General features: G+C 60.1%; 13 protein-coding genes. 5 read left to right on the top strand and 8 right to left on the bottom strand.

The window, feature by feature from the left end:
* Positions 1–358: 358 nt before the first annotated feature.
* Both IB250_RS22560 and IB250_RS22555 read left to right on the top strand, forming a co-directional pair.
* Entirely contained in the window at positions 359–961 is a 603-nt protein-coding gene (locus IB250_RS22560) for a Yip1 family protein (RefSeq protein ID WP_017340184.1), read from the top strand.
* Between the two features lie 158 nt (positions 962–1,119).
* The gene (locus IB250_RS22555) at positions 1,120–1,614 is read left to right on the top strand and encodes a SprT family zinc-dependent metalloprotease (protein WP_192345638.1); all 495 of its coding nucleotides are present in this window, start codon (positions 1,120–1,122) and stop codon (positions 1,612–1,614) included.
* 120 nt (positions 1,615–1,734) lie between these two features.
* Here IB250_RS22555 and IB250_RS22550 read toward each other — a convergent pair whose 3' ends face one another.
* Both IB250_RS22550 and IB250_RS22545 read right to left on the bottom strand, forming a co-directional pair.
* Positions 1,735–2,916 carry a CaiB/BaiF CoA transferase family protein gene (locus IB250_RS22550; protein ID WP_192345637.1) on the bottom strand — a complete coding sequence of 394 codons (1,182 nt, stop codon included), beginning with the start codon at positions 2,914–2,916 and terminating at the stop codon, positions 1,735–1,737.
* 145 nt (positions 2,917–3,061) lie between these two features.
* On the bottom strand, positions 3,062–4,396 hold the full coding sequence (locus tag IB250_RS22545; RefSeq protein WP_192345636.1) for a dicarboxylate/amino acid:cation symporter: 1,335 nt from the start codon (positions 4,394–4,396) through the stop codon (positions 3,062–3,064).
* Positions 4,397–4,735: 339 nt separating this feature from the next.
* On the opposite strand from IB250_RS22545, the gene IB250_RS22540 reads away from it, so the two are divergent.
* The gene (locus IB250_RS22540) at positions 4,736–5,749 is read left to right on the top strand and encodes an AraC family transcriptional regulator (protein WP_192345635.1); all 1,014 of its coding nucleotides are present in this window, start codon (positions 4,736–4,738) and stop codon (positions 5,747–5,749) included.
* Between the two features lie 317 nt (positions 5,750–6,066).
* Here the strand turns inward: IB250_RS22540 and IB250_RS22535 are convergent, their stop codons facing one another.
* From IB250_RS22535 to IB250_RS22520, 4 genes are all read right to left on the bottom strand, one after another.
* Positions 6,067–6,426 (bottom strand): DUF6124 family protein, encoded by a 360-nt coding sequence (locus IB250_RS22535; RefSeq protein WP_192345634.1) that lies wholly within the window; start codon positions 6,424–6,426, stop codon positions 6,067–6,069.
* Positions 6,427–6,955: 529 nt separating this feature from the next.
* The gene (locus IB250_RS22530) at positions 6,956–8,302 is read right to left on the bottom strand and encodes an ATP-binding protein (RefSeq protein WP_192345633.1); all 1,347 of its coding nucleotides are present in this window, start codon (positions 8,300–8,302) and stop codon (positions 6,956–6,958) included.
* A complete protein-coding gene (locus IB250_RS22525) occupies positions 8,299–8,976 on the bottom strand; it encodes a response regulator (protein ID WP_192345632.1) in 678 nt (225 codons plus the stop codon). The genes IB250_RS22530 and IB250_RS22525 overlap by 4 nt, the downstream gene beginning before the upstream one ends.
* A gap of 191 nt (positions 8,977–9,167) precedes the next feature.
* Positions 9,168–9,770: a hypothetical protein gene (locus tag IB250_RS22520; RefSeq protein WP_192345631.1), complete on the bottom strand. Its 603-nt coding sequence runs from the start codon at positions 9,768–9,770 to the stop codon at positions 9,168–9,170.
* 147 nt (positions 9,771–9,917) lie between these two features.
* On the opposite strand from IB250_RS22520, the gene IB250_RS22515 reads away from it, so the two are divergent.
* Positions 9,918–10,709 (top strand): dienelactone hydrolase family protein, encoded by a 792-nt coding sequence (locus IB250_RS22515; protein WP_192345630.1) that lies wholly within the window; start codon positions 9,918–9,920, stop codon positions 10,707–10,709.
* A 140-nt stretch (positions 10,710–10,849) separates the two neighbouring features.
* Entirely contained in the window at positions 10,850–11,575 is a 726-nt protein-coding gene (locus IB250_RS22510; protein WP_225603738.1) for a 4'-phosphopantetheinyl transferase family protein, read from the top strand.
* A 117-nt stretch (positions 11,576–11,692) separates the two neighbouring features.
* Here IB250_RS22510 and IB250_RS22505 read toward each other — a convergent pair whose 3' ends face one another.
* Together IB250_RS22505 and IB250_RS22500 are read right to left on the bottom strand one after the other, a co-directional pair.
* Positions 11,693–13,303, bottom strand: coding sequence for an ATP-binding protein (locus IB250_RS22505; protein ID WP_123495864.1), 1,611 nt, complete (start codon positions 13,301–13,303; stop codon positions 11,693–11,695).
* Positions 13,300–14,022: a response regulator gene (locus IB250_RS22500; RefSeq protein ID WP_123495862.1), complete on the bottom strand. Its 723-nt coding sequence runs from the start codon at positions 14,020–14,022 to the stop codon at positions 13,300–13,302. The genes IB250_RS22505 and IB250_RS22500 overlap by 4 nt, the downstream gene beginning before the upstream one ends.
* Positions 14,023–14,679: the final 657 nt, after the last annotated feature.

Here is a 14,679-nt window from a genome sequence, read left to right as displayed (position 1 = left end):
AAGCCTGCGCTTTAGATGACTTGAGCATACCCCTGTGGCGAGGGAGCTTGCTCCCGCTCGGCTGCACAGCAGTCGCAAAACCTGCCGACACGGTTTACCTGACACAACATCAGGGCCGCTTCGCGCCCCAGCGGGAGCAAGCTCCCTCGCCACAGGTTTCATTCGGCACAGACCTGACGGCGATTAACAAGATTGTTTACAGCGCGATTTGCTCTAAGCCTCTCGCACTATTGCCAGTAACTCCTTTCTATACTGCGGCATAAGGTCGCACACGTATTCAGACCTGTACTTACCTGGCCACTTTGGCCCGTAAGCGCTCCGCTGGGGGGCGATGGCAACAACAAGAGGAGTGACTGGCATGATCCATCACGTAGTGGGGCTCTTCACCCACCCTGACCAGGAATGGAAAGAAATCCGTGGCGACCAGGAGGAAAGCATCAGCCACATGTACCTCACGCACACCCTGATTCTGGCGGCGATCCCTGCCGTGTCGGCGTTTATCGGCACCACGCAGGTCGGCTGGGTCATTGGTAATCGGGCGCCGGTGATGCTGACCACGGAAAGCGCGCTGTGGATGACCATCATGTCGTACCTGGCGATGCTCGGCGGTGTCGCGGTGATGGGCGCGTTCATCCACTGGATGGCTCGCACCTATGACGCCAACCCGAGCCTGGCACGCTGTGTCGCGTTCGCCACCTACACCGCGACTCCACTGTTCATCGGCGGTCTGGCGGCGTTGTACCCACACATGTGGCTTGGGATGATCGTCGGCACCGCGGCCATCTGCTACACGGTGTACCTGTTGTATGTGGGGCTACCCACTTTCATGAACATTCCATCAGACGAGGGATTCCTGTTTTCAAGCTCGGTGCTCGCCGTAGGACTGGTGGTGCTGGTGGCGATCATGGCGTTCACGGTGATTGTCTGGGGACTTGGCGTGGGGCCGGTCTATACGAATTAGCAACGCACCAACAAAAAACAAGATCTGCCAACACAGGCCGCCGCAAGGCGGCCTTCTACTCTCTAAGAAAGAGCAGGAGGTACCACCATTCAGCGCCTCGGCGATTCGCAAGTCCCGAAGGTTGCGGCATACTCGACGCCTCTGGAGATCCATCAAGCATGCCCGAGCAACTCAATACCCGCGTCGAAGACTGTTTTCAACAAGCCGAATCCTTTTTCAAACGACCTTTCAAACGCCCCGTGGTGAGCCTCAAGCTGCGCGGACAAAAAGCCGGTGTCGCGCATTTGCACGAGAACCTGCTGCGTTTCAATCCGCAGCTGTACCGGGAAAACACCGAAGACTTCCTCAAGCAGACGGTGGCGCATGAAGTCGCGCACCTGATCGCCCATCAACTGTTTGGCGACCGCATCCAGCCTCATGGCGAAGAGTGGCAACTGATCATGCGCGGTGTGTACGAACTGCCGCCCAACCGCTGCCACACCTACGACGTCAAACGCCGTAGCGTGACCCGCTACATCTACAAATGCCCGTGCCCCGACAGCGACTTCCCGTTTTCGGCGCAGCGACATGGTTTGGTGAGACAGGGGCGGCGGTATTTGTGCAGGCGCTGCCGCAGCACCTTGGAGTTTAGTGGCGAGATGCGGGTCGAGTAGCAGGATTTTTGGTGTTTGGGCCGGCCTCTTCGCGAGCAAGCCCGCTCCCACACTGGGCCTGTGTCGCGCCGAAGATCAAATGTGGGAGCGGGCTTGCTCGCGAAGGCGTCCTTACAATCACTACACAACCACCCTGGCACGCCGCAATTCCTCGATCCGCTCAACACTGAACCCCAACTCCCCCAACACCTGATCGGTATGCGCTCCCAGCGTCGCGCCAATATGCCGAGGCTCAGGCAAGCCGTCCGAAAACTTCAACGGGCAAGCCATCTGCGCCTGAGTCGAACCATCGCCCCTTGGCACTTCCGTCACCAATTCCCGCGCTTTCAACTGCGGATGCCGCACCGCTTCGCCCAGGCTTAATACCGGCTCGACGCACGCATCGACCCCGGCGAACAGCTCACACAACTGGGCAAAGTCATATTTTTCGAATTCAACTTTCAGCGCCTCCTTGAGCGCCTGTTGCCGGGCCGGTTCGGGTGACAGCCCCTGAGCTGCCAGTTCTGGCCGGCCCAGGGCCGTGCAGAGTTGCTGCATGAACGCCGGCTCCAGACTGCCCACCGACAACCAGCGTCCATCGCGTGAACGGTAGTAATCGTAGAAGCTGCCGCCATTGAGCATCTGCTCTTCCCTGCCCGGCTCCACGCCACAGGCCAGGTACCCGGCACCGGCCATGGCATTCAGGCTGAAGGCGCAGTCGGTCATGCTCACATCCAGATACTGCCCCTGCCCGGTCTGCTGTCGCGCGATCACCGCCGCCAGCAGGCCGATCACCCCATGCAACGAGCCACCCGCGACATCCGCCACCTGCATGCCCAACGGCACCGGGCCGCTGTCGGCGCGACCGGTGTAGCTCGAAAGCCCCGCCAACGCCAGGTAGTTGATGTCGTGGCCGGCGCGATCCTTGTAGGGGCCGGTCTGGCCATAACCGGTGATCGACACATAAATCAGCTTCGGGTTGATCGCCTTCAAGACTTCATACCCCAACCCGAGCCGGTCCATCACGCCGGGACGAAACTGCTCCAGCACGATGTCGTGGTCCTGCAGCAATTGTTTGATCACCTCCAGCGCCTCGGGCTGCTTGAGGTCCAGCGCCAGGCTGCGCTTGTTGCGATTGAGGTAGGCGTGGCTGGCCGAGACGCCTTGATCATGCGGCGGCAGCACCCGCAGCAGGTCCATGCGGGTCGGCGATTCGATGCGCAGCACCTCGGCGCCCATGTCTGCCAGTAGCAACGAGGCGAACGGCCCCGGCAGCAGTGTCGAGAAATCCAGAACCTTGAGTGATGCCAGTGGACCGAGCATAAGTGTTCTCCAGTGCAATCCCCCAAGCCTAGGCAGCCGAGGACATTGCAGCAATCACCTTATGTGCCAGTGGCGGTGACTGTTGTGCTCAAATCGCAGGTAAGAAAAAACCCGCCGAAGCGGGTTTTTCATGCAGCCAGAGTACTTACTTGATGCTGGCTGGGGTTGGGCCTTCAGCCACGCCCAGGTCGTCTACTTCACGCTCGTCGGAGATACCGCGACCGCCGGAAGCCAGCTCGACTTGCAGCTTGTCTTCGTCCAGCTCTTTCACCCACTTGGCGACCACGAGGGTGGCCACGGCGTTACCCACAAGGTTGGTCAGCGCACGGGCTTCGGACATGAAGCGGTCGATACCGAGGATCAGCGCCAGGCCGGCCACCGGCAGAGTACCCACGGCCGACAGAGTGGCCGCCAGCACGATGAAGCCACTACCAGTCACACCCGCCGCACCTTTGGAGGACAACAGCAGCACCAGCAGCAAGGTGATCTGGTGAGTCAGGTCCATTGGGGTGTCAGTCGCCTGAGCGATGAACACAGCCGCCATGGTCAGGTAGATCGACGTACCGTCGAGGTTGAACGAGTAGCCAGTCGGGATCACCAGACCCACAACCGATTTCTGCGCACCCAGGCGTTCCATCTTGATCAGCATGCGTGGCAGCGCGGATTCCGAAGAGGAAGTGCCCAGCACGATCAGCAGTTCTTCACGGATGTAGCGAATCAGTTTCAGCACACTGAAGCCGTGCGCGCGGCAGATGGCGCCCAACACCACGACGACGAATACGATGCAGGTAATGTAGAAGCAGATCATCAACTGACCCAACTGCACCAACGAACCGACACCGTAGGCACCGATGGTGAAAGCCATTGCACCGAACGCGCCGACTGGAGCGAGCTTCATGATCATGTTGATGATGTTGAACATCACGTGAGCAAAGCGATCGATGAAGTCCAGCACCGGTTTGCCGTAGGCACCCAGGCGATGCAGGGCGAAACCGAAGATCACCGAGAACATCAGCACTTGCAGGATGTCGCCGTTGGCGAAGGCGCCGACGATGGTGTTCGGGATCACGTTGAGGACGAAAGCAATGATGCTCTGGTCTTTACCGGCCGAGATGAAGCCAGCGATTTTGCTGGTGTCCAGGGTCGTCACGTCGATGTGCATGCCGGCGCCCGGTTGCACGACATTGACCACGACCAGACCGATCAGCAAGGCAATGGTGGAGACGATTTCGAAGTACAGCAGCGCATAGCCGCCGGTCTTGCCGACCGATTTCATGTTCTGCATGCCGGCGATACCACTGACGACGGTACAGAAGATGATTGGCGCGATGACCATTTTGATCAGTTTGATGAACCCGTCACCCAGCGGCTTGAGGGCTACACCAGTCTGCGGGTAGAAGTGACCGAGCAGGATGCCAATAGCGATGGCAACGATCACCTGGAAGTACAGGGATTTATACAGTGGCTGACGAGTCGTCATTGCAAAGTTCCTCAAGAGTGCCTCAGTAACAACATCCATCTGTTGCCCCTGACACCTCAATTGCGAACCCTCCTGCACTGGAGGGATTTGTTTTGTCGAGCTGCACGCCGGCAGACCTCTGCGGCTTGTATCGCAAGCGCCGTGCCACCTTCGAAAAAAACCCCGCCAGCCTTGTGACATCAAGGGTTACAGGTTTTTTGGGTCACTAACCCGTCACAACGATGTGGCGGATTTCCGCCCATCAGCCAAACCTCGTCCTGCAATTTGGCGGATATCCGCCTTGTTCATTCTCGACAGGCACCGCTACCATCCATTGCTCAGTGGACGGACCTGCCCCCTATGCGCGAACGCACCATCGCCAGCCATTTCGCCCGCGCCGCCCTCGGTGGTGCGCGTCGGCGTGGCTACGACTATTCGAGTCTGTTGCAGCAACTGGGGATCAGCCCCGAGCTGCTCGAGGAGCCGCGCGCCCGAATCGCGCCCGAGCAGTTCGCTCGATTGATCCAGGGGCTGTGGCTGGCCCTGGACGACGAATACCTGGGCTTCGGGCAGGCCCCGAGCAAACCCGGCAGCTTCGCGATGATGTGCCATGCGGTGATCCACTGCCGCACGCTGGAGAAAGCGCTCAATCGCGGTTTATTGTTTTACAGCCTGTTCCCCGGCGCGCCGCGTCTGACGCTGAGCCACGAAGGCGACAGGGTTCGCCTGAGCCTGGACGATTCGTCGCTGTGGGACCCGGACCACTTCCTCAGCGAAAGCCTGTTGGTGATCTGGCATCGGTTCGGCAGTTGGCTGATCGGCCAGCGCATTCGCCTGGAGCAGGCCACGTTCAGCTACCCGAGGCCCGAACACGGGGCCGAATACGACTTGCTGTTTTCCTGCCCGCTGAGCTTTTCCACCGTAAAGAGCACGACGGCGCAAAGCAGTCTGCTGTTTCACAGTCGCTACCTGAACATGCCGCTGTTGCAGGACGAACGAACCCTCAAGCACTTTCTCGAGCGCTCCCCCGCCGACCTGCTATCGCGCCCCGACGAAGGCGACAGCCTGAGCAGCCAGTTGCGGCGCTTGCTCAGCCGCGACAGCGCGCGCTGGCCAGACCTGGAAGCCGTGGCCGCGCACCTGCACATCAGCCCGCAAACCTTGCGGCGGCATTTGCGCGAAGAAGGCACGAGTTTTCAGGAATTGAAGGACCAGTTGCGGCGGGACATTGCGATTTATCACCTGGGGCGCGCGGATCTGTCGTTGCAACAGATAGCCGAGCAGTTGGGGTTTTCCGAGCCGTCGGCGTTTCACCGGGCGTTCAAGAAGTGGACCGGCCTTACGCCTGGGGCTTATCGAGCTCAGGAGAATTGAGTTCTAGCGCTGTCTTTTGGGTGTATTCACTGGCCTCTTCGCGAGCAAGCCCGCTCCCACAGGGGATCTGCTGCGAACACATCATTTGTGAACGCCAGCAATCCAATGTGGGAGCGGGCTTGCTCGCGAAGAGGCCCGAAAAAACACCACAGAACTTTGCAGACAGCCATGCTGTTGTGGCGAGGGAGCTTGCTCCCGCTGGGCTGCGAAGCGGCCCCAAATCCGGCAGTCACGGTTTTTCAGATGCACCGCACGCTCAGGTTTTGCGACTGCTGCGCAGCCGAGCGGGAGCAAGCTCCCTCGCCACAGGTTCTTCGCTAGCCTCGCGGATCGAGGTTATCCAGCACCCGATTCACGGCCAGCTCCCCGAGCATGACCACGGATTGAATCCCCAACATCATGTTGCGATGTGGCATGTCCATCAACCCGGCGAACTCACTGAGCATCATGCTCGCTGACGCCAGGGATTCGCAGGCGTTGACCAGCAGGGTTTCGTTATCGACCTCGGCGCCGACATGGTAAATGGTGCTGGGTTTGCGCTTGGTGTCTTTGGGGATGTCCGGTTTTAGGTAGTAATCGAGGGCGCGGTCGGCGGCTTCGTTGAGTTTTTTCGAATCGAGGGATTCGTAGGGGGATGTCGGATCGGTTTCCGGTGGGTTGGGTGTAGGTTTGAACATGGCGAAACTCCGTGGTTGATTGAGCCGCCACGACCTATCGCTAAACAAGTAAAGGTGGCGGCTGTACGCAGGTTAGCGATCCGGGTCACAGAAACCCCGGGTAGACCTCGAAGGTCTCCCACGCACAGCCACCATTACGCGAATTGCAGGCACTAAAAACTGCAATCAGAACTTGGGCGCTTTTGCGTCTGTGTATGGGGTCGGATCGCTAAACCCGATCGCTGATTCGTCAGCGACCCGCAAACGATAGAACCCACGCCCCAGGCGCACAAGCCGGCGGATTCTGGCGTAGTCGTAGGCAGCGGCGCAAGGATGTGTAGCCTGGGAGAGTATCTGGAAGTGTCGTTTAAACAGTGCTTGTTTATCAGTCTGACACCGAGACTTGTGGTGGCTGTACCGGCCTCTTCGCGAGCAAGCCCGCTCCCACAGTTGATTTGTGTCGGACACAAATAATGTGTTCACAGACGATCCAATGTGGGAGCGGGCTTGCTCGCGAAGGGGCCCGAGAGAACAACCCTCCAACTTCCAGTCACACCACCGGAAAATGAATCCGGAACGCCGCCCCGCCCATTGGCGAATCCCCCAGCGTCAGCTTGGCGCTGTAGCTTTCGATGATGTCCTTGACCACCGCCAACCCGATCCCCTGCCCCGGATGCTGACGATCCAGCCGTTCGCCCCGCTGCAGAATCCGCGCACGCTGGTCCGGTGGCACGCCCGGCCCGTCATCTTCGACGCACAACTCAATCCCGCTGAGGGTTTCGCGCACACTGATACGCACTTCGCCGAGGCACAGGCGATAGGCGTTTTCCAGCAGGTTGCCCATCATTTCCAGCAACGCGCCCTGCTCGATCGGCACGTAACACTGCTCCGGCAGATCGAAAGCGACCCGCACCTGTTTGTCGCGGTAGACCTTGTCCAGGGTGTCGCAGAGGCTTTGCAACACCGGGCGCAGGCGCACTTGGTGGCGCACCAGACCGCTTTTGCGCAGGCTCGCACGTTGCAGTTGATAGCCGATCTGCTGGCTCATGCGTTCGATCTGGGTTTGCAGCACCCAAGCCTGCTCGCGCTCTTGCGGCTTTTGCGCCATGTCTTCGCTGACCCCTTGCAACACCGTCAGCGGGGTTTTCAGGCTGTGAGCCAGGTCGTCGAGGGAATCGCGATAACGGCTGCGCTGTTCGCGTTCGCTGTGCAACAAGCGGTTGAGCGAGCCGGTCAGGCGCAGCAATTCACGCGGGTGTTGTTCGCTGAGGCTTTCCCGGGTGCCGCTTTCGATCTGGTCCAGCTCCTGGCTCAGCCGGCGCAACGCCTGCAAGCCCCAGGTCAGGCCGATCCACAGCAAGGCGAGCAACACCAGCAAGGCTGCGCCAAAGCCCAGATAAAGGTTTTCCCGCAGGCCTTCGAGGGTGATTTCGTATTCGCGCACCGGTTGCAGGGCAACGATGCTGAACGCCGCGCTCTGGCCGCCCAGCAGCTTGACCTCGACGTCATAGACGAAGAACTCTTCACCATTGGCTTCGAGAATCCTTGCGAACTCATTACCGCGTCCGTCGTAACGCGGTTTGTAGTTGATCTTCTCTTCCTGGGTAGCTTTCGAGCGCCAGACCATATGACCTTCGCGGTCATAGATGTAGCCGAGCAAACGGCTGTCGGTGAGGTTGAAGCGTTCGTCGGGTAGCTGCGTCGGCATCTGTAGGGTGTTGTTTTCCACCCGCGCGGCGGAGATCAGCGTGGTGACGTCCGACGCCAGGCGCTGCTCGATGGAATCCTGCAACGCCAGGCTGAACGCGCCCTGCATCGCCGGCAGCAACGCCAGCATGAACAACACCGCCAGGACCGTGGCGGCGAGCATCAACCGGACGCGAAGGGAACGAATCAAGTGCAGCGCTCATTGAACAGGTAGCCAAGGCCACGCACGGTATCGATCGGCTTGAAGCCGGCCGGGCCTTCGAGTTTGCGGCGCAAGCGGCCGACCAGCACTTCGATCACATTCGGATCGCGCTCGCCGTCATCCGGATAGAGCTGCTCCATCAAGCGGTCCTTGGCCACCACTTGCTGGTGATGGCGCATCAGGTACTCGAGGATCCGGTACTCGTAGGCGGTCAGCGCCAGCGGTTGTTCGTCGAGGGAGGCCTGCTTGCGGTTGAGATCGAGCAGCAAGGGGCCAGCGACGATGGTCGACTGGGTGAAACCGCTGGAGCGGCGCAGCAAGGCATTGAGCCGGGCCTCCAGCTCTTCGAACTGGAAGGGCTTGACCACGTAATCGTCGGCACCGGCGGCGAGGCCTTCGACCTTGTCCTGCCAGTTGCCGCGCGCGGTGAGGATCAGGATCGGAAACGTCTTGCCCCGGGAGCGCAATTGACGAATCAGGTCGAGCCCGCCCATGCCCGGCAGACCGAGGTCGATCACCGCCAGGTCATGGTTGAACTGCTCGGCCTGGTACAACGCTTCCTCGGCGTTGGCCACGGACTCGACCACGTGGCCGCTATCCGTCAGGCGGGTTTGCAGGTGATGGCGCAATAGCGCTTCATCTTCGACGACCAGCAATTTCATAACGCTCTCCTGGGCAAATCAACATCTCCAAAGACATAACGCCGCGGAACATGTGGGAGCAGGCTTGCTCGCGAAGGCGGTGTGTCAGGCGACATCAATGTTGACTGTGCCACCGTCTTCGCGAGCAAGCCCGCTCCCACAGGGATTTCGCTTAACCACTGGCTTCGGCGCCTACCCTCATAAAACGCTTTTTAGAAAGCGTAGTTGGCGGACAGGTAGGTCTGGGCGCTGCTGGTCAAGTCCAGCGAACCCTGTTTGCTGCCGCCGCGCTCGCTCATCTCGGTGCTGGCGTTGCTGCGCAGGTAACGGTAACCCAGCTCGACCGAGGTGTTTTGCGAAACTTGCTGCAATACACCGACCTGGCCGCCAACGGCGTAACCGATGTCGCTATCGCGGCTGAAGCCTGGCGAATCCTGGGTCAGCTTGGTCAAACCGGCGGTGGCACCGCCGAACAGTTTGGTGCTGCCGCCCACCGGGTAGAACAGATCGTAACTGCCCAGCAGATTTTCCTGACGCAGTTTAATGCCATTGTGCGAGCCCGATACGTTGTCGTAAGTGGCGTAGTAGCGACCCTTGCTGTCTTGCTGGCCCAGACGCACGCCCCAGGTGTTGTCCTTGCCGATCACACCGTCGGCGTTCGGGTGGTTGAGGTTGTCGTTCAGGGCGCTGGATTTTTTTACCTTGTCGCTGGTCTGGCCAAAGGTCAGGCCGGCGAAATTGGTGGTATCGGCGTGGGCCGCGACACTGGCGCCCATCACGGTGAAAGCCAGAAGCAGTTTTTTAAAAGTAGTCATTGGGGAGTTTCCTCATGCGCTATGTGCTTTTTGGGTACGGGGCAAGGTTACTGACCCCTCCCTGTACTGCCCCTGAACGCACTCTGAACCTGAGCTGAATCAAATCGACTACGCTGTTCTCACGATTCCTAATATGGAGATTTGATCATGCGTGTGTTCCTCGCCCTCGTGGTACTGGCTCTGAGCGGGGTCAGCCAGGCCGCCATCCAGACCCAGGAAATTCCCTACCAGAGTGCCGACGGCACCAAGCTGATCGGCTATTACGCCTACGACGACGCCATCAAAGGCCCGCGCCCGGGCGTGGTGGTGGTGCATGAGTGGTGGGGCCTCAACGACTACGCCAAGCGCCGCGCCCGTGATCTGGCCGGTCTGGGCTACAGCGCGCTGGCGATCGACATGTTTGGCGACGGCAAGAACACCGAACACGCCAAGGACGCCATGGCCTTCATGCAAGCGGCATTGAAAGACAGTGCAGCAGCCAGTGCGCGGTTTGAGGCCGGGCTCGACTTGCTGAAGAAACAGCCGCAAACCGATCCGAATAAACTGGCGGCCATCGGCTATTGCTTCGGCGGTAAGGTGGTGCTGGATGCGGCGCGTCAAGGCGTGCCGCTGGCGGGCGTGGTGAGTTTCCACGGCGCGCTGGTGACCAATACGCCAGCGACGCCTGGCAGTGTGAAGGCGAAAATCCTGGTGGAGCATGGCGCGCTGGACAGCATGGTCACGGCGGAAAACGTGGCGGCGTTCAAGACGGAAATGGACAAGGCCAAAGCCGACTACACGTTCGTCACCCTCGAAGGCGCCAAGCATGGGTTCAGCAATCCCGAGGCGGATCGTCTGAGCCATGGCGACCATGGCGGGCCGGACATTGGTTACAGCAAGACCGCGGATGAGAAGTCCTGGGCGGACATGCAGGCGTTTTTCAAGAAGATATTTGGCTGACACGATGATCGTTCCCACGGTCCCCGTGGGAATGCCGCCCGGGACGCTCCGCGTCCCTTCGACGGTGTGACGCAGAGCGTGGGAACGATCAAGCTCTCAGCTACTACCCAGCCCCAAGGCAACCCGGCAAAATGCCCGTCATGAATCCCGTCCCCGCCCTACCCGCCTGCTGCACCCCACCCGACGCCCATTGGCCGCTGCCGTTTGTGCTGCCCGATACGGTCCTGTTGGGTACCCACTTCGATACCAAACAACTGGCCAGTGATGATTTCCAGCGCAGCGCCATCGAGCCGCCCGCGAGCATCCAGCGTTCGGTGGCCAAGCGCCAGGCCGAGTTTCTCGCCGGGCGAGTCTGCGCTCGGGCGGCGTTGCAACAACTGGAAGGGCTGAGTTTCATCCCGGCCATCGGCGAAGACCGCGCACCGGTATGGCCGGCGCACATCACCGGCTCGATCACCCACAGCACCGGCCGGGCCGCGGCGATTGTCGCGAACAAGGCGCACTGGCGTGGTCTGGGGATGGACCTGGAAAACCTGCTCGACGCTGAACGCGCCGAACGCCTGGCCGGGGAAATCCTAACGGGGCCTGAGTTGCAGCGCATGGCTGCCGGGGCTGCCGATCAATTGGCAATGCTGGTGACGTTGACGTTTTCGGTGAAGGAGAGCCTGTTCAAGGCGCTCTACCCGATTGTCCAGAAGCGCTTCTATTTCGAACACGCCGAGGTGCTGGAGTGGAGCGCGGGCGGTGAAGTGCGGTTGCGGTTGCTGACTGACCTGTCCGGTGAATGGCGTAGCGGCACTGAGCTGGATGCGCAATTTGCAGTGATGGATGGGCAGTTGTTGAGTCTGGTCAGTATCAAGGCCTGAGGTTTTGTAGCGCCTGTCAGGGCCTCTTCGCGGGCAAGCCTCGCTCCTACGGGAGTTGTGTGAATCCTGTAGGAGCGAGGCTTGCCCGCGAAGGCGATTGTCCAGACAACAAAAATCTCACCGCCGCTCCTGATTCCTCGGCCAGCTCAAACTGAAACAGGCCCCGCCCAGGCTTTTGCTCTTGCCGATCAATGCTCGCCCGTCATGCCAATGGATGATTCGCCGCACAATCGATAACCCCAACCCATGCCCGCCCGAAGCGCGGGTGCGGCTGTCATCGAGGCGCAGGAACGGCGTGAAGATTTTCTCCCAGGCCGTTTCCGGCACGCCCGGCCCGTCATCCTCGACATCGACCCGACAGCGCTGCTGTCCGACCTGATAACTGACGGTCACCCGTGAATGGGCGTGGCGCATGGCGTTGCTCACCAGGTTCTGCAACGCCCGGTGCAGGTAGCGTGGCTCGGCCTCGACCCAGGCGTCGTCGCAATCGGCGGCCGACAGGCACAAACCGCGCTGCACCGTGATCTCGGCGCGCAACGGCGCCAGTTCTTCGATCACCTGATTGACCAACGCATCCAGATCGATCCGCTGAAAATTCAGCGCCGGCGAACCCTGCTCCAGCCGCGCATAGGTGAGCATCTCGTCGACCAGCCGATCAAGGTCCTCGATGTCGTGATCCATGCCCTCGCGGTATTTTTCCAGCGCCTCAGGCGTGGTGGCCGAGCCGATCATCTCCAGGCCAAAACGCAAGCGCGCCACCGGCGTGCGCAGTTCATGGGACACGGCACGCACCAGCTCTCGCTGAATCGCCAACAATTGCTGCAAGTGCTCGGCCATGCCGTTGAACGCCGAGGCCAGGCGCCCCACCGAGTCCGCGCCGCGTGCCGGTACGCGGGTTTCCAGGCTGCCCTTGGCGATGCGCGTGGCAGCGGCTTCCAGCCCGCGCAAACGGCGCTCCAGCTGACGCACCAATAGATAGACAATCAAACCAATCAGGCTCAGGCCGAGGGCCGCGATCAGCACCAGCCACTCGGGCGGATAAGGATTCATCTGATACAGCGGGCCGATTTCCAGTACCCACGGCGTACCGACCATGCCGGCAAACACCCGGATGGAATCGCCGCCCTTGCCCAGCGCCATCACCGTGTCGCCTTCGGATACGCGGCGGCTCTGATCTTCGTCCATGTCGGCCTGATCGATCGTGACCAGCCGCAGATCAAAGCCGAAACCCTTCTCTTCCTTTAACTGCGCCAGACGCTTGGGCTGCTCGGCCACCGGGTAGCGCACCAGCTCATCGGCCAGCAGGTAAATGGTCGCTCGCGCCAGTTGCTCGCTGATTTGCTGGACTTCCCCGGTGAGCACCAGTTGTTCCTTGTCGCTGACCAAGCGGTAAACCTTTGCCGCGTGCGGGCCGGTCTGCTCCACCAGTGCCTGACCGCGCAGCACGCGGGTGCGCTGGGTCAGGTCGAGATCGGTCTGGGGGAATGTCTTCAGCGCCAACGGAATCCCGAGCAAGCGCTCCCACACCAGCAAGGCCCGGTGACGCTCGGTTTCGTTCATCGGTTGCAGGTTATCGGCCATCAACGAAAACGTGCCGTGGGCCAGACGCTCGCGGTATTGCTCGCTGCGCACCTGGTTAAGCAGGTGCAAGGCCAGCACGCCGAGCACGGCCACCAGAATCAGCGCCGCGCACATACCGCCATAAATGCGCAGGAAGATCGAGTTCACAGCGACAAGTCTGCGCAGGCTTCGGGAACGAACAGATAGCCTTTGCTGCGGATGGTTTTGATCAGCCGCGGATGCTCCGGGTCATCGCCGATCTTCGGGCGGATGCGCGAAATCCGCACGTCAATGGAACGGTCCTGGCCGTCATAACCGATCCCGCGCAGCGCGGTGAATATTTCCTCGCGAGACAGAATACGCCCCGCGTTGGCCACCAGCAGCCAGAGCAAATCGAACTCGGCGCTGGTCAACTCGATGCCTTTGTCATGCAGCCAGGCCTCGCGCAACGCGTTGTCCACCACCAACGGGCCGAACTGCAGACGCCGCTGTATTTCCGGGGCTGCTTCAGGCGCTTCGCTACGCCGCAACAAGGCCTGGATGCGCGCCAGCAGCAGGCGTGGGCGAACCGGTTTGCAGACGTAGTCATCAGCGCCGAGGTCGAGGCCGAGGATTTGATCGGTGTCATCGGTGCGTGCGGTGAGCATCAGAATCGGGCCGTCATACTTGTCGCGAACCTTGCGGCAAATGCTCAGGCCATCTTCGCCAGGGAGCATCAGGTCGAGGATTACCAGGTCCGGCTTCTCCTTGATGATGCGTGCTGCGGCAAGGGCGCCGTTGCCCTCGATCGAGACGCGCAGGCCATTGGCTTCGAGGTAGTCGCGAGTCAGTTCGGCCAGACGCTGGTCGTCCTCGACAATCAATACCTGCCAGACTTCTTGCTCCACGGTGACCTCTGCTTGCCAACATCACTTTAAAAGGAAGGATCCGCCCGTCTTTTTGTAATGATAGGGGAGGATAAGAATGCATCTGCATTGGCCGATTGTATAAACGGCGCACGTCTGGAACACAAGCGGGTAAATGCGTTCGGACACAGCGGTTTTTTGTGATAGGGTTCGCGCCCTTAAAAATCCGAATGACTGTTTTCAATCGTTGAAAATCAGTGAAAAACGGTCCGCTCCAGCTAGGTCGCGGCCTACACGCTCGTTCCACCTTTCACACACAATTTACGCACAGGTTTATCCACAGGTAGTACGTTGCAACACCCTCCAAAACGCATTATCTTGTACCTCGGCGCCAAAAAAACCCTACATGTAGGGTTTTAGCTTAAAAGCCCAACCACATTTCAGACCAGAAACTCAAGCGCTTTATTGCCTGTTTATGGTTGAACCAAGCACGATTTTACAAGCCCAAACCGCACGTGCGGATGGCACCGTTTTTTCAGGCCAGAACAGCCAGAACGGTACGGGTGTTGCAGTCAAAACTGGCACCCCTGAAAGGAATCCGGCTTCGAGCCCTGGCTCGCGGCCAAGACTTCGGCAAGGAAGCGGCATCATTAGCCTTTTCCTACTGTCCCGAAGTTGTTATGCCCGACGCCACGTCGG

Origin of the sequence: Pseudomonas sp. PDM09 (genome assembly GCF_014852305.1) — a bacterium.
Taxonomy (GTDB): Bacteria; Pseudomonadota; Gammaproteobacteria; order Pseudomonadales; family Pseudomonadaceae; genus Aquipseudomonas.
The sequence above is the reverse complement of the archived record's forward strand: the minus strand, read 5'-3'. Positions and strand labels throughout refer to the sequence as shown.

Bases quoted from the DNA above. Each gene is read 5' to 3' on its own strand.
- IB250_RS22515 (WP_192345630.1), top strand. From the start codon at position 9,918: ATGCGTGTGTTCCTCGCCCTCGTGGTACTGGCTCTGAGCGGGGTCAGC.
- IB250_RS22555 (WP_192345638.1), top strand. From the start codon at position 1,120: ATGCCCGAGCAACTCAATACCCGCGTCGAAGACTGTTTTCAACAAGCC.
- IB250_RS22550 (WP_192345637.1), bottom strand. From the start codon at position 2,916: ATGCTCGGTCCACTGGCATCACTCAAGGTTCTGGATTTCTCGACACTG.
- IB250_RS22510 (WP_225603738.1), top strand. From the start codon at position 10,850: ATGAATCCCGTCCCCGCCCTACCCGCCTGCTGCACCCCACCCGACGCC.
- IB250_RS22540 (WP_192345635.1), top strand. From the start codon at position 4,736: ATGCGCGAACGCACCATCGCCAGCCATTTCGCCCGCGCCGCCCTCGGT.
- IB250_RS22535 (WP_192345634.1), bottom strand. From the start codon at position 6,426: ATGTTCAAACCTACACCCAACCCACCGGAAACCGATCCGACATCCCCC.
- IB250_RS22560 (WP_017340184.1), top strand. From the start codon at position 359: ATGATCCATCACGTAGTGGGGCTCTTCACCCACCCTGACCAGGAATGG.
- IB250_RS22520 (WP_192345631.1), bottom strand. From the start codon at position 9,770: ATGACTACTTTTAAAAAACTGCTTCTGGCTTTCACCGTGATGGGCGCC.
- IB250_RS22545 (WP_192345636.1), bottom strand. From the start codon at position 4,396: ATGACGACTCGTCAGCCACTGTATAAATCCCTGTACTTCCAGGTGATC.
- IB250_RS22525 (WP_192345632.1), bottom strand. From the start codon at position 8,976: ATGAAATTGCTGGTCGTCGAAGATGAAGCGCTATTGCGCCATCACCTG.